We start from the raw sequence: 24448 nt of genomic DNA on the forward strand, positions 1-24448 counted from the left end.
CTGTCCCCCGGAGCCTGGATGTCGACCCCGTTGCCGCTGCTGCATGGCCTGTCCGAGATCGCCGACCGTTACGACGGCTTCATCCTCGACCTCTGGGGGGTGATCCATGACGGGGTGGAGCTTTATCCCGGCGTGGTGCCCTGTCTCCAGGCGCTGAAACAGCGGGGCAAGCGCATCTGCCTGTTGTCCAATGCGCCACGGCGGGTGCCGGCCGCCAGGGCCAAGCTGGACCGGCTGGGCCTCGACCCGGCCCTGTACGACGCCCTCCACACCTCCGGCGAGGCCAGTTTCGAGGCGCTGCGCGACCGGCCCGATCCCTGGCATGCCGCCCTGGGGCCACGGCTGTTCCATATCGGCCCGCCGCGCGACAACGACGTCTATGACGGGCTGGCCGATCGGGTCCGGGTGTTCGACCCGGCCGAGGCCGACTTCGTCGTTAATACAGGCATCGACGATTTCGACGAGACCCTGGCCGATTACGAGCCGGTGTTGCAGGCCTGTGCCGCCCGCGGCCTGCCCATGCTCTGTGCCAATCCCGATCTGGTGGTGGTGGTCGGTGGCCGCATGGTGATCTGTGCCGGCGAGCTGGCCCGGCGCTATGCCGAGTTGGGCGGCGATGTGCGCTATCATGGCAAGCCGCACGCGCCGGTCTATGCCCGCTGCTTCCAGCTGCTGGGCGGCATTCCGGCGGGTCGCATCCTGGCCGTGGGCGACAGCCTGCGCACCGACGTGGCCGGCGCCAACGCCGCCGGCATCGACAGCCTGCTGATCACCGGCGGCATCCACCGGGAGGAATTGGGCAGCGCCTGGGGCAGCCATCCCGACCCGGTTCGGCTCGGCGCGCTGGTCGCGGCCGGCGGCCACCGGCCCACGGCGGCCATTCCCAGCCTGCGCTGGTGAGAGGCGGGGACCGCCCCGGTCCTGCCCGCCTCTTCCCGCCGGTCCGCCCTCGGCCCTTCCTTCTTCAGCCCTCGTCGTCGGCGAAGATGGTCAGGGCCCGCTTGAACACCTGCGACTGGGGCCGGCCCGGCGGCAGCAGTTCCGACGGCTCTTCCGCCAGCCCCATATGCAGCCGCGCCGTCGGCACCGGAACTTGTGCCGCGGCGTGGCGGAAATAGCTGAGAATGAAGATGCGCAGGGCCGCCGTCAGGGCGCTGTCGCCACGCCGGGCATCGACCAGCGCCACCACGTCATTGGTGGCACGGCCCTCGCGCCGGCAAATCTCCCCTAAGCTCTCCCACAGCAAAGGTTCCATGCGGATGCTGGTCCGGCGACCGGAGACGACGACGTTCCGGCAAATCGCCCGCATGGATTCAGGCGCGGTATCGTCGGGGACCATTGGGGGACGCCGCTTCGCCGCCATTAGCAACCATCCGCATATGTTCAGGACTAGACCCAGGTTGCACGCAATCTATTGAGTCTACTTGTATGACACAATAGGGTTAAATCCGTATCCGACGATTGGCGCGAGCCGGCCGGTCAAACCGCAACGCCAGCGGGCCATGGCAAGCGATCATTGATCCAGGCGGACTGGTGTAACACGCCCCGGAAAATTGTAACGCCGCTGCAACTGCCGCAGACAGCGGCCCGGAATGCATTATCCTGGGTCAATCGTCGGAGAGGACCTGCCCGGGAACCCTGCCATGGATGCCAGCCCCTATGTCCGCCCCCGTCTGACCCCTGGGATTCCGCGTGGCGGCATCGCCGCCATTGCCGTGACTCTGTTTGCCATCGGCTGGGGACTGGCGACCGGCACGCCGGACGAGCCGGCCGCCCTGCCGGACAGCGCGGCGCTGGCCCCCCTCCCGCCCCTGCCCCCGCTGGTGCCTGCGGCTCCGTTGCCGCCAACCAGCCTGATCGACATCGGCGCCATCGCCAAATCGGTGAAGACGGCGGCGGATCTGGCGGCCAAGGCGGCCACCGCCCGCTCCGATGCCATGGACGGGCAGTCCGGCAAGATCCGTTACCTCGACCGTCAGACGGCGGCGGATGGCAGCAACCGTCTGGCTGCCGTGGCACCGGCACCGGCCGGGCTGCGGCTGGCCGACATCAATGGCACCGTGCATATCCGGGTGGAGGAGGGGGCCCGCGAGGTCCTGTTCACCCTGGTCAACAGCCGCAAGCGCTACACGCTGGAGGTGGAGCATGGGCTGCTCTGGGTGACGGGCCCCGGCCCGGACAGCGCACCGCCGACGGAACTGGCCTTCACCGTACCCAAGGGCACGCCGCTGCTGGTCAACAACATGACCGGCGATCTGGTGGTGGAGGGCGATCTGGCCGCACCGGTGCGGGTCGAACTGGCGCGCGGCAGCCTGGATCTGGGCCATGTCACCTCGGCCCGGGTGCGCATCACCCAGAGCGGCACGGTCCGGCTGGCCGCTGTGGACGGGTTGCTGGCGGTGCAGATGCCGGCGGCCGGGTCCGTCGCCGTCGGCAGCGCCGGTCAGGCCTTCGTCGATATGGCGGGATCGGGACAGGCGGATATCGGTGTGGTGCGCGAGGGGCTGACGGTCAGCCTGCCCGGCAGCGGCGCCGCCGGCATCGGGCGCCAGGATGGTCCCGTGGCCCTGGCCCTGCCGGGTACCGGCCGCATCACGATCCGCGAGGGGGAGGCCAGCAGTTTCGTCGCCGCGGTCATCGGCCCCGGCGCGGTGAGCCATGGTGGTACGGCGGCCTCGCCCCAGCTGCTGCTGACCGGCCCCGGCCGCATCAGCCTTGCCCACCACACCGGCACGCCGGCCATCCAGCGGGTCGGGCCAGGGACCCTCAGTCTTGGCGACCAGACCTCCGCCGCTCTCCCCTAGAGTGCCGCCGCCGGCGCAAGATTGCTGTCGTCAGGCCGGAGCCGATGCAGGCGGAGTTGGCGCGCGCCTGTCTGTATGCCAGGGCCTCATCCCCTGCGGATGGGGGACCCCATGGGGATGAAATCCTGGTAAAAAAATGTCGCGCGGGCCGACAGGCCGGCGGAGGACCTGGCGTGAAAGGGGCATGTTCGCGCTGAACCAGACCTTGGAACCGAACGGGTTCGCCCCGTCCGTTCTTTCTGATCCGCCGGTTCCCGCTGTTGCGGCGGAGCCGGGGGACGACCAGCTGCTTGCCCGCATCGCCGAGGGCGACCGGGCCGCCTTTGCCCGGCTGGCCCGCCGGCATACGCCCAAGGCCCTGTCGGTGGCCCAGCGTATCCTGGGCAGTGCGGCCGAGGCCGACGAGGTCGTGCAGGAGGCCTGGATCAGGGTCTGGACCCGCGCGGGGACATGGCGGCCCGACGGAACGGCCCGGTTTTCCACCTGGCTGCACCGGATCGTGGTCAATCTCTGCCTTGACCGGCGGCGGCGTCCCGCCTTCGCCGGGATGGAGGAGGCGCCGGATCTGCCGGACCCGTCGCCCGATGCTCCCGCCCTGCTGGACCAGGCCCAACAGGCCCGGCTGGTGGGCGAGGCCTTGCGGGATCTGCCCGACCGCCAGCGGGCTGCCCTGTCGTTGTGCTATTACGAGGATCTGTCGGCCGCCGAGGCCGGCCGGGTCCTGGGTTTATCGGTCTCTGCCGTGGAGTCGCTGCTTGCCCGTGCCCGGCGCGCCCTGCGCGCCCGTCTCGGGGACCTTGGTCTCGGCAGGGGTGAGGGGGGAAAATGACTGGAACCACGATGACGCTGGATCATTTCCGCGTCCTGCTGGAAACGCATGGTGCCGAGGCATCCCGCTGGCCGGATGGCGTGGGGGACGCCGCCGTGATCCTGCTGGCGCGCTCGCCCGAGGCCAGGGCCGTCCTCGATCGGGCCAAGGCGCTGGAGCGGCTGCTGGACCTGGCGGACGGTCCGGCCGTCTCCGCTGACCGGGTGGACCGGGTCGTCACGGCGGCCTTGGCCGCCCTGCCGGAACGGCGGTCCGTCTGGACCGCCCTGGCCGATCTGCTGCGCAGCACGGCAACGGGTCTGTGGCCCCAGGCCGCCGGGCTGGCCGTCTGCGCCCTGGCAGGGATCGTTGTCGGCCTGACCGCGCCCCGGTCGGTCTCATCCGCCGGCATGACCTCAAGCATTGCCGCCGCGGCGAGCGCCGCGACGGTGGAGCAGCGCGGCGTTGCTGTGGCCGCTTTCGCTCCGTCGACCATTGAAAGCCTGTTCGAATGATGTCTGCCACCACCGCCACACGGCTGGCCCTGCTGGGGTCGGTCGGCCTGAACCTGTTCCTGATCGGCACCCTTGTGCCCGGTTGGCTGCATCCCCGGCCCGACCACCCGCCGGTGATGGCGGAGCGGCTGCCACCCGGCATGGAAGGTCCCCTGTCCGCCGTGCGGCGGCTGGCCGAGGAACTGTCTCCCGAGGATGCCGCCATCCTGCGCCAGGCCTTCAGCCCGGACCAGGAGAAGTTCCGCACGATGATCGAGGCCATCCGGACCGGCATCGATTCCACGCGGGAGATCCTGAAGGCCGAGCCGTTCGACGAAGCCGCCTTCCGCAAGGCTCTGGCGGATGTCAATGCCGTGCGGGACCGCTTCGAGGCCAACCAGCAGGAGATCCTGGCCACGGCCGTGGCCCAGCTCTCGCCCGAGGGGCGCAAGCGCATGGCGGAATGGAAGATCCCGGTGCCGGGCGGCGCCGGCCGCATGGGGCCGCAGGGTGGCCGTCTGCTGGAGGGGGGCGGGCCGGGCGGCATTCCCTTCGATCATGACCGCGCCCCGCTCTCCGGACCCGGCCCCAGGCCCGATGGGCCGCCCGGCCCGGGTCCGGCGGGGGGGGCGGGGCCGCAGGGCCCGGACGAGCCGCCGCCGCGGCCATGAGCGCGCGCCGCCGGCGATTCCGCCATCTTTGACATTCCGCGGCCTGCCGCCCCTGCGGGGGAGCAGGCCGCTTTTGGCTCTGTGTCCGCTGCCGTCAGATCGGCGCGGGCAGGGGGCGCCAGCGCTCCAGCTCGGTCAGGGACCGGGCCAGGGTCTCCGGAAGTGTCCGGTACAGACGCTCGGCTCCGTCCCAGTCCTGCTGTTGCAGGGCTGCATGGAAGCATCGCGCCTCTTCCGCCAGCTGCGGCAATCCGAAATTGGCTGCGGTTCCCGTCAGCATATGCGCCGCTCGCCGCAGCGCCGCGGCATCCCGGGCCGGCCAGGCCGCCATCAGATCCAGTCCGGCCTGCCGCAGCGCGGTGCCGGACAGGTCCAGCAGTTCAGCCAGCTCCGCCGGCGGCAGGTGCAGCGAGGCCAGCACATCCTCCATCGTCTCCGGCAGCGGCAGCACGGTCTGCACCGGGTCGGTCCCGGCACGGCCGCGTGTCCAGACGGCCAGGATTTCCGCAAACAGCTGGCTGGGGCGCACGGGCTTCGGCACGAATCCGTCCATGCCGGCCGCCCGGCAGTGATCGACATCTGCGGCCATCACCCCGGCCGTTGTGGCAATGATCGGCACCGCGGCCCGCGCCGGGTCCGGCAGGGCGCGGATGGCACGGGCGGCATCCAGCCCGTCGCTGCCCTCCAGATGCAGATCCATCAGGACCAGATCGACATCCCCCCGCTCCACGGCCGCCACGGCGGCAGGCCCGCTGGATACGCAGGTGACCCGGTGTCCGGCCCCTTCCAGCAGGGCTGTCAGGACCATGCGGTTGGCGGCCACATCCTCGGCCACCAGCACCGACAGGGCCGGCAGGGGCGGCAGCACCTCCAGGCACTCGCCGTCGGTCTCCGCGGCCTGCGCCAGCGTGACGGTGAACCAGAAATCGCTGCCCTGGTCGGGGCTGCTGTGGAATCCCATCTCGCCGCCCATGGCCTGGATCAGGCGCTGGCAGATGGTCAGTCCCAGCCCGCTGCCGCCATAGCGGCGCGCAATGCCGGGATCGGCCTGGGCAAAGGCGGTGAACAACCGCCCCTGCGCGGCCTTGGCAATGCCGATGCCGGTATCGCTGACCATGATGCCCAGCCGGGTCCGGTCCCCGTCGGCCGGTTCCGCCCGCAGCGTGATGGTCACGCCGCCCGTTTCGGTGAACTTCACGGCATTGGCCACCAGATTGGTCAGGACCTGACGCAGCCGCAAGGCATCACCGATCAGGCGCAGGGGCAAGGATCCGGTCATATCGGCAGTGAGATACAGACCCTTCTCCTCGGCCCGGGCCGACATCAGCCGCACCACCCCCTCCACCAGCGACCGGGGATCGAAGGCGGCCGCCTCCAGGTCCAGCCGGCCGGCTTCGACCTTGGACAGGTCCAGCACCTCGTTCAGCAGGGCCAGCAGGCCCTCGCCGCTGTCATGGACGGTACGCAGATAGTCGCGCTGCCGCGCGGTCAGGTCGGACTCCAACAGAACCCTGGTCAGGCCCAGGATCCCGGTCATGGGGGTGCGGATCTCATGGCTGAGCGTGGCCAGGAACCGGCTTTTGGCATCGTTGGCGGTTTCGGCTGCCGCCGTTGCGTCCTGCAGGTCGAACTGCAGCCGCAGCATCTCCCGCATGCGGCCGGCGGTCCGCAGCCCGACGCGGCCCAGGACGGCGGCATAGACCACCGCCACCACGGCCATCCCGCCATAGACCGGCTCGGCCGTCGACAGGCAGAGCGCCAGCAATGCCAGCAGCGGCGGCAGCATCTGCATGACCAGCGCCTTGGCGAAGGCGGTGCTGCCGGCCGTGCGCAGGGCCATGGCACAGCTCAACACCAGCAGCAGCACATTGCGCGCGGGATCGGAGGCGCCGGGCCAGGCGAACAGGATCAGCGAGGACCACAGGCTGGCGGTGCCCAGGCGCAGCCACAGCATGCGCCGCTGCCAGGGACGTGGATCGTCCAGCCGGCCGACCGTGGCGATCAGGGCCGAATAATCGCGGTGCGACAGGATCAGGGCAGAGGAGAACAGGAGCCACCAGACCAGCATCGGCACCGGGCCGGCCCAACTGGCGGCGACCACGGCAATCACCGTGGCCACGAGAGGCACGGTCCAGACGTCCAGACGATGATTCTGGGCGAACTCGTGCAGCAGCCCGATCTCGATCAGCGTTTCGCGCGGAACCGAGCCTGACCGTTTATGAAGAAGGGCCGCAATCTCCGTCCGCACGGGAAACCGCACTGCAAAAGGGGGGAACGCGCGGGATGATGGGCGTTATGCCCCCGCAGGCCGAGAACTCTAGCCGGCCTGCCGGTGGAGTCCAGGTCCGCCCTGCCCCGGTCGCAAAAAGATTAGACATACTTCTTTTGGTTAGGTCGGGTCGGTGCCGCCCTCCGCCAGCCAGGGCCGGTCCCCCGATACCAGGGGCAGGATGGCCTCGGCGGCCAGGGCCGGTGCGAACAGATAGCCCTGGCCGTAGGGGCAGCCCAGCTCCTGCAACAGGTTCAGCTGCTCGCGGGTCTCGATCCCCTCCGCCACGGCCCCCAGCCCCATGGCCTGGGCCAGATGCAGGATGGTGCGCACCAACTCCAGGGCCTTGGTCGAGTCGGTCATGGCCGAGACGAAGCTGGCGTCGATCTTGATGGTATCGATGGGCAGGCGCTGCAGATAGGACAGCGAGGAATACCCCGTTCCGAAATCGTCGATGGCCAACCCCACCCCCAGCCGCCGCAGATCGTGCAGGGCGTCGATGGCCGTTCCGCTGTTGGCGATCAGACCGCTCTCCGTGATCTCCAGCCGCAGCCAGGACGGGTCGGCGCCGGTGATCTCCAACGTCCCGGCCACCCAGCGCACGATGTCCAGCCGGCCCGATTGCAACTGGTGCGGCGACAGGTTCACCGCCACCATGATCGGGTCCTGCGGGCGCAGCTTGTTCCAGCGGACGGCCTGACGGCAGGACTGCATCAGGATCTGGTTGCCCAGCGGCACGATCAGGCCGGTCTCCTCGGCCACGGGGATGAACTCCTTGGGCGAAATCACGCCCTTGTCCGTGTCGGTCCAGCGTGCCAGGGCTTCGGCTCCGATAAGCCGTGTGTCGCGGAGATCGACGATGGGCTGGAAGCGCGGCTCGATGGAACGGCCGAAATAGATGGCGCGGCGCAGCCTGTCATACAGCTCATAGCGGTCGATCAGCCGTTCCAGCATGCCCTGGTTGAAGGCGCGGGCTCCTCCGCCGGCCTGTTCCGCCTCGGCGGCGGCGATCTCCGCATTGCGCAACGCCTCCGCCGCCAGCCCGTGCGGGCTGGCCGCCGCCACCAGCCCCAGGCTGGCGGTGACATAGATGTCGCGTCCGTCCAGCGATACCGGCGCCCGCATCGCTTCGCGCACGGACTGGGACAGCGTCGCCGCCCGTTCGGCGCCGTCGGGATCGGGCAGCAGGGCGGCGAAGACACCGCCATCGATGCGGGCCAGCAGATCTCCTGCGGCCAGCCCGGACTCCAGCCGGCGGCCGATGGCTGTGAGCAGGCGATCGGCCAGGGCGTCTCCCAGGGACCCCCGGACCTGCCGGAACCGGTCCAGCACGACCACCAGCAGGGCGGCGTCGGACCCGCTGGCCAGGATGCGCTGCAATTCCTGCAGCAGCTGCCCGCGATTGGGCAGGCCGGTGACGCTGTCGTAATTGGCCAGCCGGTGCAGTTCCCGTTCCGCCTGAATCCGGATCAGATCGGCATGCCGCTCGGCCAGATGGGCGTGCAGGATGCGCGCGGCCTCCAGTTCCAGGGAGGACCAGGGGCGCGGGGTCTGGCGCAGAAGCAGCAGCGAATTGCCGGCGGCGATGTCGATGCGCAGGGCGGCACCGGCGGGGTCGCCGCTGGACACGCCATGGCTGATGCCATCGCGGCAGGTTCCATCCAGCAGGCTTGCCCAGGCGACCACCGGCCCGACCAGGCCGTGCCGGTGGATGCTGCCATCGACACTGATCAGCACCCCGTCGGCCCCGAACAGGATCGTCAGATCCTCCTGCCGCTGAACCAGGGTATCGACCAGACTGCCATGGCGCAGGGCCGTGGCCAGGCGGTCCAGCAAGCGGGTCGCGGCTTCGCGCCGCGCGGCGGCGGCCCGGTCTTCGGCCTGGGCGATCTGCGCCCCTGCCACCTCGGCCAGTCCCTCGCACAGGGCACGCGCCGGCGGAGTCAGCCGCAGGGGCTGGCTGCTGCTGCCCCATAACAGCCCCCACAGCCGGCCATGCACGGTCAGGGACACGGCCAGTACGCTGCGGCTGCCCGTGGGAAGCGGCCCCTGGGGCGCGCGCAGCAGTGCCCGGGCCATGTCGGCGGCGCCATCGGTCAGCGGATTAACCGGCGGCAGCAGCGGCACGGCGGCCTCATGCGCATCCGCCACCAGATGCAGGGGCGTGATGGACAGCAGGGCCGGCGATCCGCCCAGCAGCCTGTCCAGCGTCGGCGGCGCCATGTCCGGCTCCGTTCCCGCCGCGGCCAGGACCTGCGGACCCTCCTCGTCCAGGCGCAGCAGCAGCAGCCGCTCCAGCCCGCTGATCTGCTGGGCGAATCGCACCACCAGCCGGGCGAGATGCGCCATGTCGGGAGCATGGCGCAGTTGCCGCACCATGCAGCCGAAGGCCGCGGCCGGCGTGGCGGCGGCCGGTCCTTCCGGTTCGATCTCCAGGATCAGGCCGCCGGGACTCCAATGGCCCTGGACCCAGACGGTCCGTTCGTCGTCCAGCCGGGACTGGATGGGGGGCAGCAATCCGCTGCCCTGGCGCTCGTCCAGGATCTGCCACAGCGCGTCCGCCACGGTCGGGCCGGTGACGGCTGCCAGCGGCTGGCCCAGAAGCTCCGGTGCGGTGCGTCCCGCCAGCGTCGCGATATTGGCGCTGGCCTGGATGATATGATGCCGGTCGGGGTCGAGGATCAGGACCCAGCCATGGGGCTGGACATGACCGGAAACATCGGAGAGGGCGGCCTCGGAGGGGGAAACACGAGCCATCAGATCTGGACGCCTGCTGCGGACCGGGGATACGGGGACCCCGGGGCGCGCACCTTAGTGAGGGACGGGGGCAAATCGCAACCACGGCAAAGAACATTAGCGAATTATGTTCAAATAAGGTCGCGCCTTTGTCTCCCGCGATTCATCGTGGGGTGGCCGGGCTGCGACGATTGCGATGCCGATTTGCTTCCGGTGCCGAAATTGCATCCGCTGCCCCGGGCGTGGTAACGATAGCGCGAATGTGTCAGCAGGATGGCGCGCCCGTCTGGGTGCGTTGGGGCATGCCTGTCGGGGTGTGTCCGTCGGGGGATGGACCTGCGTCCAGGATGCAGGAGACCGGGAGACCGGGTAGGGGGAATGCGGCGTGTTGGACAGATTGCTTCGGCGGCTGGTCGGCGGTAACGCGGCCGCGCCGGCGGACGCCTCCGCGACTGTGGCAACGGATGAACCGGCGGCGGCAGCACCCGTTTCCATGGATGCCCTCCCCACCGCCGGGCCGGTGGGGGCGGGGCCTGTGTTTTCCTCGCGGGCCGTCCGGGATGCGGCCGTCGTCACGGCGGCCGTGGAGGCGTTGAAGCGCTTCGCCGACGGGATGGAGCCGGTGGATGATCTCGCCTTCCGCCTGGAAGGGCTGTCTACCGATCAGCTGAATTTCCTCCAACTCAGCGTCGAACCGCTGCTGCTGCATCGCTGCGTCGCCCGCGGCGAGGACAGCAAGGGGGCCAAGGCCGCCGCGCTGCGCCGCATGCTGGGGGATCTGGCCGCTGGAACCTCGCCCGCCAGTTTCTCCTGGTCGCGGCCGGAGAAGGCACCCGCGACCCTGGCCGCGGCGCCCGCCCTGGCCCCGGTGGTGCCGCCGGTAACGGCGCCGCCACGCAGCCGCACGCCCCCGGTGCCGTTGCCGCCGCGGCGACCGCCGCCCGCCTTGTCGCCGGCCCTGCGGCCCCTGCCGCCGCGTCAGAGCGTGCCGGGACCTGCGGCGCCGCTGCCGGCCGTGGGATCGGAGCCTGCGGCCGCTGTGGCCGAGATGGACATTCCGCGCATCATCATTCCCGCCCAGACGTCGCCGCCGGCCGAGTCCATTGCCGCGGTGCCGCCGCCGGCGCCGCCGCCCCGGCCGGCCGCCACCGCCGATGTGGCACGCCTGTCGCGGGCCGAGGCCGACCGCCGCCGGATGCGGCTGTTGGACGATCTCACCACCCACCTGTCCTCAAGCGAGGCTGTCCCATGACCATCCAGACCAGTGACACCCGGGACGTCTCCCTGGCCGTGACCGATCCGCCCAAGCCGGCGACGGGGGAACAGCGGACGGCCGAGGTCCAGGATATGGTCGATCCCTTCGACTATGCCGAAACCATCGTGCGCGACCTGGCCCTGCATGTGGGCAGCCGTCTCCGTGACTTCCGCACCGATCTGGCCGCCCTGCACGGAAGCGTGGCGCAGTTGCCGGAGACGCTGAAGATCGGGGTGTTGGGCCAGAGCCTGCAGGAACTGCGCGAGCGCCTGGCCCATCTGACCGGCGTGGTCAGCCAGCAGGTGTCGCGTTATCCCGAGGAGCTGGAGCGGGTCGCCCGCAATGCCGGGGACCTGACCAACCGCGTGGCCGGCCTGGAATCCTGGATCGCCGCCGCCCGCCAGTCGATCGCCCAGGGGGACCAGCCGAACCTGCCGCTGCCCAGCGGCGGGCTGGTCGGCTACGACCAGTTCGACAAGGTCATCGCCCAGGTGCATGAGTCGATCATGCGTGTGGTGGCGGCTGTGCGCGATCTGCAACTGGATCTGCGTGACCTGCGCAGCGACGTGCGGGGGCAGCCCGCCGTCAGCATGCCCGCCCGCGTGGTCGAGGAGGAGCCGCGGCCCGATCCGCTGGCCGATCTCAACCGCATCAACGAGCGTCTGGCCGACCTTGATGCCAAGGTCACCGACGGGCGTGGCCGGCGGGCACAGACCGAACAACTGGCCAGTCTGGTTTTCGGTGCCTGGGGGCGCTTGAGCCAGCCGGCCGGGGCGGAGGCGCTGCGCCAGACCACCGAGCAGGTCCTGGGCTTCATCACCACCCGCGTGGCCCATATGGTGCGGGCACCGCAGGTTCCCAAAGGGTCCGGCATCGTGGCCGTCGGCAGCGGGGATGGTCCCAGCGCCAGCGTCGTCGTGCTGCTGGCGACAGAGGATCTCTGTGGCCGTGTCTGGCAGATGGCCGCCGCCGGCACCGAACTGCGCAGCAATGACGCCGATGCCGCGACCGTCCGCACCCCCTGCTGGCGGGCATTGCTGTCGGCCGCGGGGTTGGTGGAGCAGGCGCAGCCCGGTGCCGTGGTGGTTCCGGTCCTGGTCTATGGTCACGGCATGCTGGACCAGCTGCCCGGCCGCGATGCGGTGGCCGCCTTCGGCCAGTCGGTTGGTGCCGTGGCGGCGGCGGGCCGGCTGGTCAGCATCGGCGCGCCGGGCCTGGCACTGCCCGGTCTCGGCACCCCGGACGATCTGCGCCAGGCCCTGGCCGGTCTCTGAGACCGCCGTCAGGGACCCTTTCCCACGGGCGCCGGCAGGTCCTCCGCGGTCGTGGCCTGCTGCACGGGCAGGCGGATCTCGAACCGCGTGCCCCGCCCGGGAGCACTGTCCAGCTCAACCGTGCCGCCGAGAGGGCCGGTCACCAGGTCCCGCACGATGTGCAGGCCAAGGCCGCTGCCCCCGTCCCCGGGCCGGGTGGTGAAGAAGGGGGTGAAGGCCTGTTGCCGGACCCCGTCCGCCATGCCGCAGCCATTGTCGGCCACCCGCAGCAGCAGATGTCCCTCGCCGTCCGCCGTGGCGGCAAGGCGGATCAGGGCCTTGTCCGCGGGACTTGGAAAGGCGTGCATCACGGCGTTCTGCACCAGATTGGTGACCACCCGCGCCAGCAGCCCGGGCCGGGTGGTGAGGTAAAGCCCGTCCGCGCCCTCCACCTGCAGGGCGATTCCCCGGCGACGGGCCAGGGGCGTAAGGCCGCGGGCGATATCGCGCAGATAAGCCGTCAGATCCAGGCGACGCGTGGCCGGGCTGCAGCCGTCGGCCGAAACCTGCTTGCAACTGCGCAGCAGCTCGGCACTGCGGCCGAGATTGGTTTCCATGACGGCAAGCCCTTCGCCCAGCAGGTCGAGGAAGCGCTCCAGGGCCGCGCGTGTCAGCCGGTTCTGCCGGAACAGCCCCGCCAGATCCTGGTGCTCCGCCGCCAGATGGCTGGTCAGGGTCAGCGCCACGCCGACCGGCGTATTCAGGTCATGGATGACGCCGGCGGCGAGAAGCTCCAGCCCGCGCGGCTGCTCGCCCTCCCGGTCGAACATCCGGGCTGCCCGGGCCAGGCCCGTCCCGTGGCGGTCGGCGTGGTCGCTTCCCGGGCGGCCGGGCATCCGGCCATCACGGCCACACCCATCATCGTCGTGGTCGTCAGAACCGGAACTGTCTGACCGGGCACGGTTCGGGCCGGCGGGCTGCAGCCGCAGACCATGGGGCGTCCCGTCCTGGTTGTCGTCGCCGTCCAGAATCATGTGCTTCCATAGGGTGTCGTGGCAAAATTCTCGTGCCGCGAGAGAACCCTACGGATTTTCTAAATGGGAGGCAATGCCATCCGCGGCGGCACTCACCGCTGGTGCGGGTCGCGGGACAGTCCCCGGCCGGTCAGGGCCTGCAGATAGGTGCCCCAGATCTCCTCCTGCCGACTTCCCAGCGTGTAGAGGTAGGTCCAGGAGAAGATACCGGTGTCGTGCCCGTCGTCGAACAGCAGCTTGACGGCATAATTACCCACCGATTCGACGCCGGTGATGCCGACTCGGGACTTTCCGGCCACGATCTGCTTCTGGCCGGGGCCATGGCCCTGGACTTCGGCCGACGGGCTTTCCACCCGCAGATATTCCGCCGGCAGCCGGAACAGGCTGCCATCCTCGAAGCGGATCTCCAGCACCCGCTCCTCCCGCTTCAGCCGGATCTCCTCCGGCCAATGGCGGCTGCCCTGGCTGTCGCTGGCGAAGTCTTCCGCGATGGGCATGGTGTCGTGCTCCCGGTCCGGCTCAGGCGGCCGGCTGGTCCAGGGGGCGGGCCTCGTCCACCAGCATGATGGGGATGCCGTCGCGGATGGGATAGGCCAGGCCGGCCCGGTCGCTGATCAGCTCCTGCCGTTCGACATCATAGCGCAACGGACCCTTGGTCAGCGGGCAGACCAGGATCTCCAGCAGCTTCGGATCCACCTTGGCGGCTTCGGGCATGACGGACTCCTCGTTGTCCGCCGGCAACCGGCGGCATCAGGGGCAGGGGGCGATGGCGTCAATGGCAGCAGGGGTCGCCGCCGCCCTTGTCGTGCACCGCCATTTCGATCAGTGCAAGCAGCATCTTCGCCCGTGTCGGCAGGTCGGGCGCCTCCAGCAGCGCCTGTTTCTCCGGCGGCTCGAACGGGCAGATCATCGACAGCGAGGTCACCAGCCGCTCGTCCGGCGCCTCGCCGATGGCGTCCCAGTTGGCGCTGATGTCCTGCTGGCGGAAATAGGCCTTCAGCCCGGCCAGCAGGCGGGGACGGTCGATGCCGCCGTCCGTCTCCTCCAGGTCCGCCTCGAACCCGCCCCAGTCCGGCACGACGCGGCGATAGCCGCGGGTCGTCGCCAGCTCCAGCCCCGGCCGGAAGCGGCAGACGCCGGTGAGCGTGACGAGGAAGCGCCCATCCTCCGTCTCGGTGAAGGAGGTGATGCGGCCGGCGCAGCCCATGGGATAGAGCGAGGGGGGGCCTGCCCCCTCCCGCGGCATGGGCTGGATCATCCCGATCATCCGGTCACCGGCCAGGGCGTCGCGCGTCATGGCCAGATAGCGGGGCTCGAAGATGTTCAGGGGCAGCTTGCCGCGGGGCAGAAGCAGCACCCCCGTCAGGGGAAAGACGGGGATGCTGTGCGGCAGCTGGTCGAAGGTCGGGTCGAAGGGGTTCGGGCTCATGCAAATAAGATAGAGGACAATTTCCGACGGGCCATGACCGTCAGCTTGTCCGTGGGCCCGAAAGCCTCGAAAAGTTTCAGCAGCTGCTTGCGGGCAGCCTGCTCGTTCCACTCCCGGTCGCGCTTGATGATCTCCAGCAGCGCCTCGACGGCGGCTTCGCGCTGGTCGGCCGCATAAAGCGCCATGGCCAGATCATAGCGCGCCTGATGGTTGTCCGGCTCCCGGGCCACAATGTTCGTCAGCTCGGGGATGGGACCGGCCTGCTTGGCCTGCTCGGCCAGATCCAGCTGGGTCTTCACCGCGGCCAGCTCGGCCGACTTGGCCACGGCGTCCGGAGCGCCGTCCAGCATCTGCTTGGCTTCCTCGACCTGGCCGATGGCCAGCAGACAGCGCACCAGACCGGCATAGGCGGCGGCATTCTCCGGCTCCGCCTGCAGCACCTCGTTGTAGATGGCGGCGGCGGTCTGGATGTCGCCCTGGCCCAGGGCGGCGGCGGCTTCCTCCAGGATGGCCTTGATGTCGGCCGCACCGGGCGCGCCGCCGGCCGCCTGCACCAGCCGGTCGACGAAGGCCTTGATCTGGGATTCCGGCAGGGCGCCCTGGAACCCGTCGACCGGCCGGCCCTGGTAGAAGGCATAGACGGTGGGGATGGACTGCACCCGCAGCTGCCCGGCCACGCCCGGGTTCTTGTCGGTGTCGATCTTCACCAGCTTCACCGCGCCCTTGGCGGCGGTGACCACCTTCTCCAGGATCGGACCCAGCTGCTTGCAGGGGCCGCACCAGGTGGCCCAGAAATCGACGATGACCGGCACCGTGCGCGAGGCCTCGATCACGTCGGCCATGAAGGTGGCGTCGCTGCCGTCCTTGATGACATCGGTGGCGGCCGGCTTCGGTCCGGGGCCGGCGTTGGGGGAGATGCTGAACATCGGTGCGGTCCCTGGGGTTTCTCGGGGTCGGTTGATGAGCGGCGATCGCCGCACCGGTTATATAGTCCGCGTCCGCCGCAACCGCAAACGGGGCAGCCGGAGGATGGAAGAGGCGGAGCCGGCGGGCAGGCCGACCGGTCGTGACGGAACGGTGAAGAAAGTGCTTGCAAGCCGGAAAGAGCTGGCTATATTCCGCGCTCACCGCCGGACAGCAACCGGCGGCGCCGCGAAAGCGGACATCCGGACTGGCATGCGGGCGTAGCTCAGGGGTAGAGCACAACCTTGCCAAGGTTGGGGTCGAGGGTTCGAATCCCTTCGCCCGCTCCAGTTTTAGAGCGGAATATCAATGACTTAGGGGCCGTCTGTTCAGCAGACGGCCCCTAGTCGTTTGGGCTGGTGTCCACATGGTGTCCACCGGAACGAAAGTGGTGGACACCAGCGCCGTCCGTGGTGTCCACCGTCCGTTCGGCGGGACGCTCGGGGCGATGCCCAAACGATATCGAGCGACGCGGCTTCCATATCGGAAGCGTCGCTTCGTTCAACGGCGAGCGTCGCGCCAGCGCGGGAGCGTCAGCGCATGATGGTGCGTGGTCGGCGCGGGGCGGAAGGGTTCACCTTCGATCACCCGCCACACCTCCCCCCGCCAAATCCAAAAGGGGGCTTTCATGAGCGCCGGGCACGGCTTGTCAGGTCCGATGCCACGCACTTCGCCGGGCGGAAGCCTTTCCGTGGATGGCGTCACGGGGCAACGATCCCGATTGCGCTACTCCGTCACCGAATCGGTGCGGTGGAAGTCCATCAAGACGGCGGATTGCTTGATGGCGATGCGCAGCCCGTCATCCGACAGCGAACGGATCACCGACAGAAGCTCGCTCACCAGCCGCTCGCGCTCTTCCGGCTCTTCCCGCACGTCGGCAACGCCAAGCAGTTCGTTCGGCGTGACGTCGAGCGTCCGGCTGATCCTCACCAGTGTCGCAAGGTCGGGTTCGCGCGTGTCCGCGACATAATGGGCGTACCGACGCTCACCCAAGCCGACACGTCGGGCGACTTCCGCGTCCGACATGCCCAAGAGCCGCGCTCGCTCGCGCAATCTGTCGCCAAATCCCTGCATAGGAACAAAATGGACTAGCCAGACGGCACGTATCTATGCACGTTATGGGCTCTCTAATCCGTCCATAACGGCATGTGGTGTTGACCGTGCTGCCTCTGAGCTACAATGCGCGCGCAAACGCGGTTCTTGCTGCCGCCCTTACGTTCTCCGTCGCCGCAGGTGACTCACATGCGCAAGAACGTGGCTCCGGCTATCTCGCGTTTCAGCGGTGGTTACACGCGGCGGACGTGGCCGCGAACGATGCCATCACATACGAAGTATGCGGCTGGGGCATGATCGACCTGCGCACACCGTTCCTCGCCGCAGCGATCAAGCAAAGCGTGGACGTGACAGCGTGGGATGATCTGGCGAAGCGGTACGACAACGCGGCCCGTGAACGTCGGCGGACGGAAGCGGTGTTGACCGCGCACGGGGCAAACGCGCCGATGCAGCGCACAAGCGGCCTTTACGCCACGGGAGGATGCACCGACGCGGTTCGGGAGCGGACCGAGCAACAGGTATCGGTGCCTATAGCCTTGAAAGAGAAACAGTTCTGAAAATTGGTCACGCGATAACCGCAACCTGTCCAACGATTATTCTTTCGACATTCCTTATAGAGGCCGATGAAATTTTGTGTGCTGAATCAGTAATAGTGGAAACCTTTGCTTGCTCAATGCGAATTTTATTCATCAGTTCCTGCTGAACATTCAGCGGAGGCAGGGCAAGGCGAAGGTTCAGAAGCGCACCCTTCGTTATGTTTTTCATCGTCGGTGACGTTCCGGTGACGTTCGCCTCAATCTGTTCTCGAAGGAATGGCGTCTTGGTGATGTAATCAAGATACTCTGCATCAATGGGACTATCTGGCAGCCAAACCGCCCGGAATATCTTGTCGCAAAGCATCAATCGCTTTGGGGTATCCTTAACCAACACAGACGCTCCGACAAGCCTAGTAATGTTTGCGCGGCTTATCAGCCAATCTCCGGTCATAATTTCCAAATTTGGACGTGGGTCGAGCGTTTTTGGAAGAGCCTTATTTTCCAGCGGGTTGAATTTCCCAAAGGAAACCGCGCCAAGCCTCAGAACACCCCATTCATCGTCTTCAGCCCGGCGTTCAAGGCATTTCGGGCTCCAACCATTCACCAAATCCGCAATGGTGTCGCCAAGCCGAACAACAGGGTATTTGCCTTCGGATATATCCGAGCGAACAAGCCCCTTCTGATTGACATCTACGCCCCATCGGGCATCAAGCTCACTCCAATTCAGCGCAAATGCTTTTTCAGACCGCCCCGCGCCGGGCATTGTCAGACCCAATGCGGCAAGGAATTCGACTTCAATCGACCGCTCCAAAATGGCAGCTTCGTTTCGCAAACGCTCTGCTTCCAATTGCGCTTGTTGCCATTCGCGCACGATTGCGCGCTGCACGTCCCTTGAGGGAAGCGGCACCTCGATATGCTCAAGATCATCAGGCTGAACGCGTTTCCGTCCACTTGCTCCGCTGATCATGCCATTGATCTTACGGCGAAAAGCCTGAGTTCTGAATAGAAGTTTAATGTAATCTGGATCTGTGACGCTTGTATCTACAGAATACACGGGAAATTCGCTGGTGACAGCGACAGTGCCGAGTTTCCGCGGAATGACGCCAATAGCACCATTTCTGACATCAATTTTTGAGAATACAACATCGCCTGCATCAGCACGGAACAAATTTCCTTTCAGTGCCGATGCTTCCCGCTCGCGCGGAACGATGTCGCCCGTGAACTGGATTGTAATGAGCTTGATGTCGGCGTTACCGTCTTGGCGTGGATCAAGACCAATCGATTTTCTTTTCAACGCCTTCCCAAGCGGGCTTATCACCTGTTTGGGCCAATGCCAATCCAACACGGCGAAACTTGAAACACTCCATCGGTCAATTTCGCTGAAGTTGACGGCAAATGCTTTCCGCATACCGCTAGGCATCGACGTTATCCCCCTGCCGCGCGTCACCTTCTGCCGTTGACATGAAAAACGTGCTCGGATCGTCGCGGAAGCGGCGATACTGGACCAAGGCCGTGTCGTCGGCGCTGAAGTCCGGGGGGAAGCCCAGGGTGTCGTTCGGGTACAACTCGCATGTGTCCTGTTCGCCGGTCGCGGTGATGCCGACGTGTTGGGCGTCGTAGAGGAAAATCGGATAGTCGAACCGATCCTTCAGCAATTGGCGCGCTTCCGCCGTCTTCAGGTCGGTCATGCGCTTCAGATAGCGGGCAAGCTCCGCTTGCGCGGCCTTGCGCGCATCCGCATCACGCGCCCGCTTCGCGGCGGCAATCTCCTGTTCGATCCGGGCGGTTTCCCGGTCGATCTCGGGTTGGTACTTCGCGTCGATCTCCGCGTTCGCGGTGTACCGCTTGTCCTCGAAATCCGCCGCCTCAAGGTCCGTGAACTTCTGCATGAACAGCAACGACGCCTTTACCGTGGCTCCGGCGGAATAGAAGGTTTCTTGCGGCAGGCTGACCACGGCGCGGATGAACGCGCGGTCCTCGCAGAACTCCCGCACATAGGCCAGCGACGGGTTGTTGAAGATGCCTTCCGGCAACACGATGCCGAACCGCCCGCCGGGCTTCAGCAGCGACAGGCACCGTTCGATGAACAGGATTTCCGTCTTGACCTTGCCCAGCTTGCGGTTCGCGCTGTCGTCGCCCCGCTTGGGTAGGTCGAACAGCGACGCGATGGGCACCTTGTCTTCCGCCGCCTTTTGCACCCGCGCTTGCGCGTCGCGGTAGGCGTCGCCGTAGATGCCTTCGTAGAGCCTGCGCTGTTCGTCGGTGGACCGCACGTCGCCGGGGCCAAGCCTGTCGGTGGGTTCGACGTTCGCCCCGAACGGCGGGTTGGTCAGAATGATGTCGAACCGGCCTTCGAAGATGCCGTTGACGTTGATGAAACCGTTGTGATGATGCACGCCGCCGTGACCGTCGCCGTGCATGATCATGTTCATCTTGGACGTGCGCGCCATGCGTTCGTTCGCGTCGCACCCGTAGATGCAGCGGTTGGCGAGCGTCCACAGGCGGGAACCTTCGCTGGCCGGATCGATGGTCGCCTGAAGCTCTTCGTACCGCGCCCGCAGCCGTTCCGCGCGTTCCTCGTCCGACAGGGGAAGCGCGTTCAGGTCGGTCACGGTGGCCTGATACTGACGGTCCACGTCGGCAAGGATTTGCTCGCGCACCATCTCGAAGAAGCGGATGAGGAAGCCGCCCGAGCCGCTGGCGGGATCGCACACTACGTCGCCTTCCTTCGGCTCCACCATGCGCACCATGAATTCGACGATGGTGCGCGGGGTGAAGAACTGCCCGATCTCCCCCCGGAAGGTACGGCCAAGGAAGCGTTCGAAGGCGATGCCCTTGATGTCCTCGCTCGTGTCCGACAGGTTGTAGCGTTCGAGCAACTGGACGATTTCCCGCCCGGTTGGGGCCTTCAGGTTCAGCCGTTCGGTCGGCGCGAACAGGTTGTCGTAACGGAAGGCGTCCTTCGTCTGGCGGAACAGTTCTTGAAGCGGGTCTTCGCCAAGCTGAGTGTCCAGCCAATCCGCCGTGAACAGGTTGAGCCGCTGTTTCTTGCGGCGCATCTCTCGTTCAACCCACGTCTTGATGAACAGAACCTTGGCGATTTCGTCGAACGCCGCCGCCGGGTCCAAATGTTCGCGGTTGCGGATGACGTTGTGGCACTTGTGCAGAAGGTCCGCGAACTCGTCTTCCTTGAAGGTGCGCAGCTTGGCGATGAGTTCATCAATCTCCCGATCCGACGCATCGGCGTGCGGGATGTTCTCGATTTCCTCGATATAGCCCGGCATCTTGTCCTTGCGGACACGCCAGAAGCGGGTTTCGCGCGTGTTGTGGGTGACGAAGAAGGGCGCACCCGCCATGCGGGCGTAGTGTTCGCCCTGGTGGTAATCGTCCTGCTTGATCGTCACGTTGTCGGACTTGCATTCAACGATGATCAAGGGCGGCTTGTCGTCCGCCTTGTCTTGCATCGTGCGCCAGACGATGAAGTCCGCCCGCGCTTGACCGGCCCCACGACCGATCACGCTTTCCTCTTCCTTGATCTGTTCGGGACGGAACCCGTATTCGTTCACCAGCACGGTCAAGTAGGTTTGCCGGACGCCTTCCTCCGGTGTCTCGACCAACCACTTGTGCCGGACATGGCTCCAGATACGCCCTTTCTCGCGGCGGATCGCGATGGACGCGGACGTGTCGCCGTTCGGAACCGCGTCGGTCTTGGCTTTGCGGGATCGGGAACGCCCGTTGCCGTTGGTCTTACCGGCGGATTGGTCGGTCATTCTCCGATGTCCTTCTTCACGTCGAAACGCACCTCAAAGCTCCCATCGTCCGCGTGCCGCTCCAGAAACTCGCGCATCGCTTTGCGGACCAACCACGATGCGGAAACGCCCGTCCGTTTGGCGATGCGGTCGAACCGCTCGTAATCGTCGGCGTCAACGCTCAACGTCACGCGGCGAAGGGGCGGGGTGTCGGCGGTTGACATGCGATGCCTCACGGCGGGTATGAGCCGCTGTGGTGTCGCTCATACCGAATCAGGTGTCAAGAATCGACGGAACCGCCAAGCCGCCGCAGCGCCATCGCCGTTCGATTGCGCGCATAGGATCGGGCGTTCTCCGTGGTGCGTTCCGTCGCCTTGTCGCTGCCTTCCATGATCGCGGCTTCTACGTCGTCGGGCGGCAGGTCGCAGCACAGCATGAAGGCGGCAACGTCGATGTCGCGGCGGCTGCGGTCAACGTCGCCATCGGCACGGCGCGGGAGGGGGTAGCCGTCAGCGAGCATGTGCCGAAGCGCGTTGTCGAACGCCTCCTTTCCCGCTCCGAGTTTCGGCGGGGCGCTGAATTTCCCGACCACCTTTCCCCGATCCAAAAGGATGATGTCGCCGTCGCTTCCGTCATCCAATGAAGGACGCTGTGCCCGAGCGACAGGAACACCAGCCGCGCCCGCTGGCGCGCGGGCAAGGGCGGATCGGGCTTCGGTCAAGATCGCGGTCGCGCGTCGCCCCGGACGGGAATGGATGATCCGAACCAAGGGGAAGTGATTGTTCTCATCCCGGTACTTGGGCTTGCGGTTGAAGAAGCCCGGTGCGCGGCCAAGCTGCATCCGGCCCGTCGCGCCCATGTCGCCACCGTAGCGGCGCGCGAGGATACGAGCGGCTTCCGCGCCTTCGTCCGCCGTCACCTCGCGCATGGTGCCGATGTCGATCCAGGCTTGCACATGATCGGGGCTGGTGCGGACGGCCAAGGCGACGGGAACGCCGTCGTCGAGCAGCGCCTTCAAGCGCGCGTCGCCGTCCGCATCGAAGTCCACCAGCACGTAGTTCGCGAGGCCGGGACGGATGAAGATGTCGGAGTCGTCGGCGTTCGCCGCTCTCAGGAACTTGATGGTGTCCGGGGCCAGCAGCACCGCGCGGGTCCAGTTTCGCGTTGCCGGGCGGTTGCCGCGTTTTCGGGGGATGATGCGCACGTCGTAGCGGTGGGACGGCAAGGCGTTGGTGAAATCGCGAAGCGCGTCATGGGTCAGGCGTTGTTTCTCCGCAAGGTCCAGCATGCGGAACCCTCCCTCGCCCCGGCGCGCAGCGCGCGCCCGTCGGTGTTCATGTCGTTGACGGCCACGGGGCGGAAGTCCGATCCGTGTACCGGCTTAACCCGTTGCCCCGACTCGGATTTTCGATGGTGCGGGGCGCTATGCCGCCGCTCCCGTCCACGTCATGTCCAGATCGAGCGTCCGTGTTGCCGGTTGGTGGGATGACACGCCGTCACTCACGGTCGAGCGGTGGGTGATCCGCGTGACCGAGGTGCGCCGCGTCTCCGTCCAATCGACGATGTTCAGCACGGCGGCATGCCGTCCACGCTCCGCGCACCACGTCGCCGCGTCCGCTGCCGCGATGAACAGGCGGTTGGCGCGACGATGGACGGCGGGAGCTTCACCGCGTGCGCGAAGCGCGTAGAAGGTGCTTCGCGCCATGCCAGTGATGTCGCAGAACTCCGCCAGCGTCATCACGGGTGCGCTGGTAGTGAGCCGCCGCAGGATGTCGGGCGCGGCCAACGTCTCCCACGGATCGGGTTCACGCCACGCGGCACCGCGCCACACCCGTTGACCGTGCGACTTCCCGTGCGCGTAGCCCATTGACCGCATCGCCCGCGCAATGTCGCGCACGGACGGCACGGGCAAGCGGTGGACCGCGCACCAGTCGGCGCAGCGTTCCGACACGATGCGGGATGGAATGCGGTCGGCGTTGTCCGTCGCGGCCAGATGCAGCCGGACGAAGACAAGCGCGGTCGCCGCGCGAAGGGGAGCGTCGATCATCCTTCATCCTTCCACTTCGCCAGGATCATGCGGGCCTTGCGGCGCATCAGCACCGTGCGACGAAGGCCGAGTGCGAGTGACCGCTTTCGGTACTTCTTGCGCAAAAGATCGAGAAGTGTTGGCGGGTGCTTCTTCATCGTCATCCTCCAGTTCGGTGTTTACATCACCGTCTTCGAATGCACCTGTGGTCAGATATCCGATACCATCGGAGAGAGAACCGTTCCATGCATGCAGTGGATTGATTTCGTACCGAAAATATCTCGGTGGACGGCCGCGCGTTTCTGCGCGAGCCTTGCGAATTTTTGTAATTGACTGTTGAGGTATGGTGCGTGGCTTGATCAAACCAATACTCTCCAGCCTTGCCAGAGAATCTCTGACAGATCGCACATCGGCCCGAACCATCTGCGTAAGGTCGTCATAGGTGAATGTTTTTGTTAGGTTTCCGGGTGTGATCAGCACCGCTTGGGCGTAATCCTGATTGGGATGCACGTACAGGGGTTCCCCCGAATGCTCATCGTAGAGAACCTCTGAAACACTTCGATGGCACATGCCCTGTAGCTGCATGAAAATGAAAACATCAAGAAGCGTAAGCGAACCGCCAAGATGACAATGCTCTTGGATGAATTTGTTACGGATACCAACGGTGTAAAGACTTCTGTCAACATACGGCGGGGAACGTAGGATGTACAAAGGCTCCCCATTCCGATCTCGCTTGACGCGCCCTTGTTCATCGCGAAGCACGAACGGTGCGCCAACCTGGATCGTGAAGCGGCGTCCGCGCTTGGAAGAAGGTCGAGTGCGCATGGCGCCCGCTCACAGGGTGGAGCGGCATTTCCGGAAGCGGAGTTCCGGAAATACCCCCTTATCGGAAATCCCAAGCCGACACGGGCCGAAAAGCCATGAGATATCAGCGAGTTCTTGGGTGAGTTGCGGATATACATACATATCCGCTCACGCCGCAGGCTGGGCCGTTTCCAGGGTGTGCGCCTTGGCCCATGCGTCCGCCGCGTCCACGGGGATGAGCACGCGCCGTCCGACGCGCATCACGGCTGGCCCCTGCCGCCGCTCCCACAGGCGGTACAGGGTGGACCGGCTCAGGTTGTAGGCTTGAAGGAACTGTTCAACGGTGTAGGCTCGCGGAGCCATGACACATCTCCCGCCGATAGGGGCGGGGATGGTCGCACCTCACCCGCCCACGGTTGATCCGTAGAGCGGTGAGGGGGTGGTCCGACAGGACGCTCTCACCAATACACCCGAGGCAAAACATAGCCGATGGGGAAAGAAGTATCAAGAGGCGAATTGAGACGTCCCGGCATTTCCCGTCAATTCATCTATTGAACCCTAATG

General features: G+C 66.8%; 24 protein-coding genes and 1 tRNA gene. 9 read left to right on the plus strand and 16 right to left on the minus strand.

Annotation, left to right across the window (positions count from 1 at the left end; all coding sequences use genetic code 11):
• The first annotated feature begins 18 nt into the window (after positions 1-18).
• On the plus strand, positions 19-900 hold the full coding sequence (locus DK368_RS06725; protein ID WP_114393179.1) for a TIGR01459 family HAD-type hydrolase: 882 nt from the start codon (positions 19-21) through the stop codon (positions 898-900).
• A 64-nt stretch (positions 901-964) separates the two neighbouring features.
• On the opposite strand, the gene DK368_RS06730 is transcribed toward DK368_RS06725, so the two are convergent.
• Positions 965-1363, minus strand: coding sequence for a ribbon-helix-helix domain-containing protein (locus tag DK368_RS06730; RefSeq protein WP_338045693.1), 399 nt, complete (start codon positions 1361-1363; stop codon positions 965-967).
• Between the two features lie 280 nt (positions 1364-1643).
• Between DK368_RS06730 and DK368_RS06735 the strand changes: the two genes are divergently transcribed.
• The 4 genes from DK368_RS06735 (at position 1644) to DK368_RS06750 (ending at position 4777) form a co-directional block, all read left to right on the plus strand.
• The gene (locus tag DK368_RS06735) at positions 1644-2804 is read left to right on the plus strand and encodes a hypothetical protein (RefSeq protein ID WP_114393181.1); all 1161 of its coding nucleotides are present in this window, start codon (positions 1644-1646) and stop codon (positions 2802-2804) included.
• A gap of 184 nt (positions 2805-2988) precedes the next feature.
• Positions 2989-3633, plus strand: a complete 645-nt coding sequence (locus DK368_RS06740) for an RNA polymerase sigma factor (protein ID WP_114393182.1) — start codon at positions 2989-2991, stop codon at positions 3631-3633.
• Positions 3630-4127 (plus strand): hypothetical protein, encoded by a 498-nt coding sequence (locus DK368_RS06745; protein ID WP_155524501.1) that lies wholly within the window; start codon positions 3630-3632, stop codon positions 4125-4127. Before DK368_RS06740 ends, DK368_RS06745 begins: the two co-directional genes overlap by 4 nt.
• A complete protein-coding gene (locus DK368_RS06750; protein WP_114393184.1) occupies positions 4124-4777 on the plus strand; it encodes a periplasmic heavy metal sensor in 654 nt (217 codons plus the stop codon). Before DK368_RS06745 ends, DK368_RS06750 begins: the two co-directional genes overlap by 4 nt.
• A 94-nt stretch (positions 4778-4871) precedes the next feature.
• Here the strand turns inward: DK368_RS06750 and DK368_RS06755 are convergent, their stop codons facing one another.
• A complete protein-coding gene (locus tag DK368_RS06755) occupies positions 4872-7025 on the minus strand; it encodes an ATP-binding protein (RefSeq protein WP_114393185.1) in 2154 nt (717 codons plus the stop codon).
• Positions 7026-7166: 141 nt separating this feature from the next.
• Positions 7167-9803, minus strand: coding sequence for an EAL domain-containing protein (locus DK368_RS06760; protein WP_114393186.1), 2637 nt, complete (start codon positions 9801-9803; stop codon positions 7167-7169).
• Positions 9804-10275: 472 nt separating this feature from the next.
• On the opposite strand from DK368_RS06760, the gene DK368_RS06765 reads away from it, so the two are divergent.
• The gene (locus tag DK368_RS06765; protein ID WP_114393187.1) at positions 10276-11034 is read left to right on the plus strand and encodes a hypothetical protein; all 759 of its coding nucleotides are present in this window, start codon (positions 10276-10278) and stop codon (positions 11032-11034) included.
• A complete protein-coding gene (locus DK368_RS06770) occupies positions 11031-12311 on the plus strand; it encodes a hypothetical protein (RefSeq protein ID WP_114393188.1) in 1281 nt (426 codons plus the stop codon). The genes DK368_RS06765 and DK368_RS06770 overlap by 4 nt, the downstream gene beginning before the upstream one ends.
• Before the next feature lie 8 nt (positions 12312-12319).
• Here the strand turns inward: DK368_RS06770 and DK368_RS06775 are convergent, their stop codons facing one another.
• From DK368_RS06775 to trxA, 5 genes are all read right to left on the minus strand, one after another.
• Positions 12320-13120, minus strand: a complete 801-nt coding sequence (locus tag DK368_RS06775; RefSeq protein ID WP_162305919.1) for a sensor histidine kinase — start codon at positions 13118-13120, stop codon at positions 12320-12322.
• A 296-nt stretch (positions 13121-13416) separates the two neighbouring features.
• Positions 13417-13821: a gamma-butyrobetaine hydroxylase family protein gene (locus DK368_RS06780; protein ID WP_114393190.1), complete on the minus strand. Its 405-nt coding sequence runs from the start codon at positions 13819-13821 to the stop codon at positions 13417-13419.
• A 22-nt stretch (positions 13822-13843) separates the two neighbouring features.
• A complete protein-coding gene (locus DK368_RS06785; protein WP_114393435.1) occupies positions 13844-14038 on the minus strand; it encodes a Trm112 family protein in 195 nt (64 codons plus the stop codon).
• A gap of 58 nt (positions 14039-14096) precedes the next feature.
• Entirely contained in the window at positions 14097-14753 is a 657-nt protein-coding gene (locus DK368_RS06790; RefSeq protein ID WP_114393191.1) for an LON peptidase substrate-binding domain-containing protein, read from the minus strand.
• Complete coding sequence (gene trxA / locus DK368_RS06795) at positions 14750-15679, minus strand: thioredoxin (protein WP_114393192.1); 930 nt, start codon at positions 15677-15679, stop codon at positions 14750-14752. Before trxA ends, DK368_RS06790 begins: the two co-directional genes overlap by 4 nt.
• Positions 15680-15931: 252 nt before the next feature.
• On the opposite strand from trxA, the gene DK368_RS06800 reads away from it, so the two are divergent.
• Positions 15932-16006: transfer RNA gene (locus DK368_RS06800), tRNA-Gly, on the plus strand.
• Positions 16007-16442: 436 nt separating this feature from the next.
• Here the strand turns inward: DK368_RS06800 and DK368_RS06805 are convergent.
• Positions 16443-16790 (minus strand): helix-turn-helix domain-containing protein, encoded by a 348-nt coding sequence (locus tag DK368_RS06805; protein ID WP_114393193.1) that lies wholly within the window; start codon positions 16788-16790, stop codon positions 16443-16445.
• 86 nt (positions 16791-16876) lie between these two features.
• Between DK368_RS06805 and DK368_RS06810 the strand changes: the two genes are divergently transcribed.
• The gene (locus DK368_RS06810; protein ID WP_240002397.1) at positions 16877-17326 is read left to right on the plus strand and encodes a hypothetical protein; all 450 of its coding nucleotides are present in this window, start codon (positions 16877-16879) and stop codon (positions 17324-17326) included.
• A gap of 7 nt (positions 17327-17333) precedes the next feature.
• Here the strand turns inward: DK368_RS06810 and DK368_RS21295 are convergent, their stop codons facing one another.
• From DK368_RS21295 to DK368_RS06835, 7 genes are all read right to left on the minus strand, one after another.
• Entirely contained in the window at positions 17334-18725 is a 1392-nt protein-coding gene (locus DK368_RS21295) for a restriction endonuclease subunit S (protein ID WP_155524503.1), read from the minus strand.
• A complete protein-coding gene (locus DK368_RS06815) occupies positions 18718-21075 on the minus strand; it encodes an N-6 DNA methylase (RefSeq protein ID WP_114393195.1) in 2358 nt (785 codons plus the stop codon). Before DK368_RS06815 ends, DK368_RS21295 begins: the two co-directional genes overlap by 8 nt.
• Positions 21072-21278 carry a ribbon-helix-helix domain-containing protein gene (locus tag DK368_RS06820; RefSeq protein WP_114393196.1) on the minus strand — a complete coding sequence of 69 codons (207 nt, stop codon included), beginning with the start codon at positions 21276-21278 and terminating at the stop codon, positions 21072-21074. The genes DK368_RS06815 and DK368_RS06820 overlap by 4 nt, the downstream gene beginning before the upstream one ends.
• A gap of 56 nt (positions 21279-21334) precedes the next feature.
• Positions 21335-22342 (minus strand): DNA-primase RepB domain-containing protein, encoded by a 1008-nt coding sequence (locus DK368_RS06825; RefSeq protein WP_114393197.1) that lies wholly within the window; start codon positions 22340-22342, stop codon positions 21335-21337.
• 135 nt (positions 22343-22477) lie between these two features.
• Positions 22478-23101, minus strand: a complete 624-nt coding sequence (locus DK368_RS06830; protein WP_114393198.1) for a helix-turn-helix transcriptional regulator — start codon at positions 23099-23101, stop codon at positions 22478-22480.
• 3 nt (positions 23102-23104) lie between these two features.
• Positions 23105-23905 carry a hypothetical protein gene (locus tag DK368_RS21300; RefSeq protein WP_155524504.1) on the minus strand — a complete coding sequence of 267 codons (801 nt, stop codon included), beginning with the start codon at positions 23903-23905 and terminating at the stop codon, positions 23105-23107.
• A 147-nt stretch (positions 23906-24052) separates the two neighbouring features.
• Positions 24053-24247 carry a helix-turn-helix transcriptional regulator gene (locus DK368_RS06835; RefSeq protein ID WP_114393199.1) on the minus strand — a complete coding sequence of 65 codons (195 nt, stop codon included), beginning with the start codon at positions 24245-24247 and terminating at the stop codon, positions 24053-24055.
• Between the last annotated feature and the right edge of the window lie 201 nt (positions 24248-24448).

The organism is Oleisolibacter albus (genome assembly GCF_003336875.1).
In the GTDB taxonomy this organism is placed as follows: Bacteria; Pseudomonadota; Alphaproteobacteria; order Azospirillales; family Azospirillaceae; genus Niveispirillum; species Niveispirillum album.

Bases quoted from the DNA above. Each gene is read 5' to 3' on its own strand.
- DK368_RS06745 (WP_155524501.1), top strand. From the start codon at position 3,630: ATGACTGGAACCACGATGACGCTGGATCATTTCCGCGTCCTGCTGGAA.
- DK368_RS06805 (WP_114393193.1), bottom strand. From the start codon at position 16,790: ATGCAGGGATTTGGCGACAGATTGCGCGAGCGAGCGCGGCTCTTGGGC.
- DK368_RS06780 (WP_114393190.1), bottom strand. From the start codon at position 13,821: ATGCCCATCGCGGAAGACTTCGCCAGCGACAGCCAGGGCAGCCGCCAT.
- DK368_RS06725 (WP_114393179.1), top strand. From the start codon at position 19: ATGTCGACCCCGTTGCCGCTGCTGCATGGCCTGTCCGAGATCGCCGAC.
- DK368_RS06750 (WP_114393184.1), top strand. From the start codon at position 4,124: ATGATGTCTGCCACCACCGCCACACGGCTGGCCCTGCTGGGGTCGGTC.
- DK368_RS21295 (WP_155524503.1), bottom strand. From the start codon at position 18,725: ATGCCTAGCGGTATGCGGAAAGCATTTGCCGTCAACTTCAGCGAAATT.
- DK368_RS06830 (WP_114393198.1), bottom strand. From the start codon at position 23,101: ATGATCGACGCTCCCCTTCGCGCGGCGACCGCGCTTGTCTTCGTCCGG.
- DK368_RS06775 (WP_162305919.1), bottom strand. From the start codon at position 13,120: ATGTTCGACCGGGAGGGCGAGCAGCCGCGCGGGCTGGAGCTTCTCGCC.
- DK368_RS06770 (WP_114393188.1), top strand. From the start codon at position 11,031: ATGACCATCCAGACCAGTGACACCCGGGACGTCTCCCTGGCCGTGACC.
- DK368_RS21300 (WP_155524504.1), bottom strand. From the start codon at position 23,905: ATGCGCACTCGACCTTCTTCCAAGCGCGGACGCCGCTTCACGATCCAG.
- DK368_RS06735 (WP_114393181.1), top strand. From the start codon at position 1,644: ATGGATGCCAGCCCCTATGTCCGCCCCCGTCTGACCCCTGGGATTCCG.
- DK368_RS06740 (WP_114393182.1), top strand. From the start codon at position 2,989: ATGTTCGCGCTGAACCAGACCTTGGAACCGAACGGGTTCGCCCCGTCC.
- trxA (WP_114393192.1), bottom strand. From the start codon at position 15,679: ATGTTCAGCATCTCCCCCAACGCCGGCCCCGGACCGAAGCCGGCCGCC.
- DK368_RS06785 (WP_114393435.1), bottom strand. From the start codon at position 14,038: ATGCCCGAAGCCGCCAAGGTGGATCCGAAGCTGCTGGAGATCCTGGTC.
- DK368_RS06760 (WP_114393186.1), bottom strand. From the start codon at position 9,803: ATGGCTCGTGTTTCCCCCTCCGAGGCCGCCCTCTCCGATGTTTCCGGT.
- DK368_RS06835 (WP_114393199.1), bottom strand. From the start codon at position 24,247: ATGGCTCCGCGAGCCTACACCGTTGAACAGTTCCTTCAAGCCTACAAC.
- DK368_RS06765 (WP_114393187.1), top strand. From the start codon at position 10,276: ATGGATGCCCTCCCCACCGCCGGGCCGGTGGGGGCGGGGCCTGTGTTT.
- DK368_RS06730 (WP_338045693.1), bottom strand. From the start codon at position 1,363: ATGGCGGCGAAGCGGCGTCCCCCAATGGTCCCCGACGATACCGCGCCT.
- DK368_RS06825 (WP_114393197.1), bottom strand. From the start codon at position 22,342: ATGCTGGACCTTGCGGAGAAACAACGCCTGACCCATGACGCGCTTCGC.
- DK368_RS06820 (WP_114393196.1), bottom strand. From the start codon at position 21,278: ATGTCAACCGCCGACACCCCGCCCCTTCGCCGCGTGACGTTGAGCGTT.
- DK368_RS06790 (WP_114393191.1), bottom strand. From the start codon at position 14,753: ATGAGCCCGAACCCCTTCGACCCGACCTTCGACCAGCTGCCGCACAGC.
- DK368_RS06815 (WP_114393195.1), bottom strand. From the start codon at position 21,075: ATGACCGACCAATCCGCCGGTAAGACCAACGGCAACGGGCGTTCCCGA.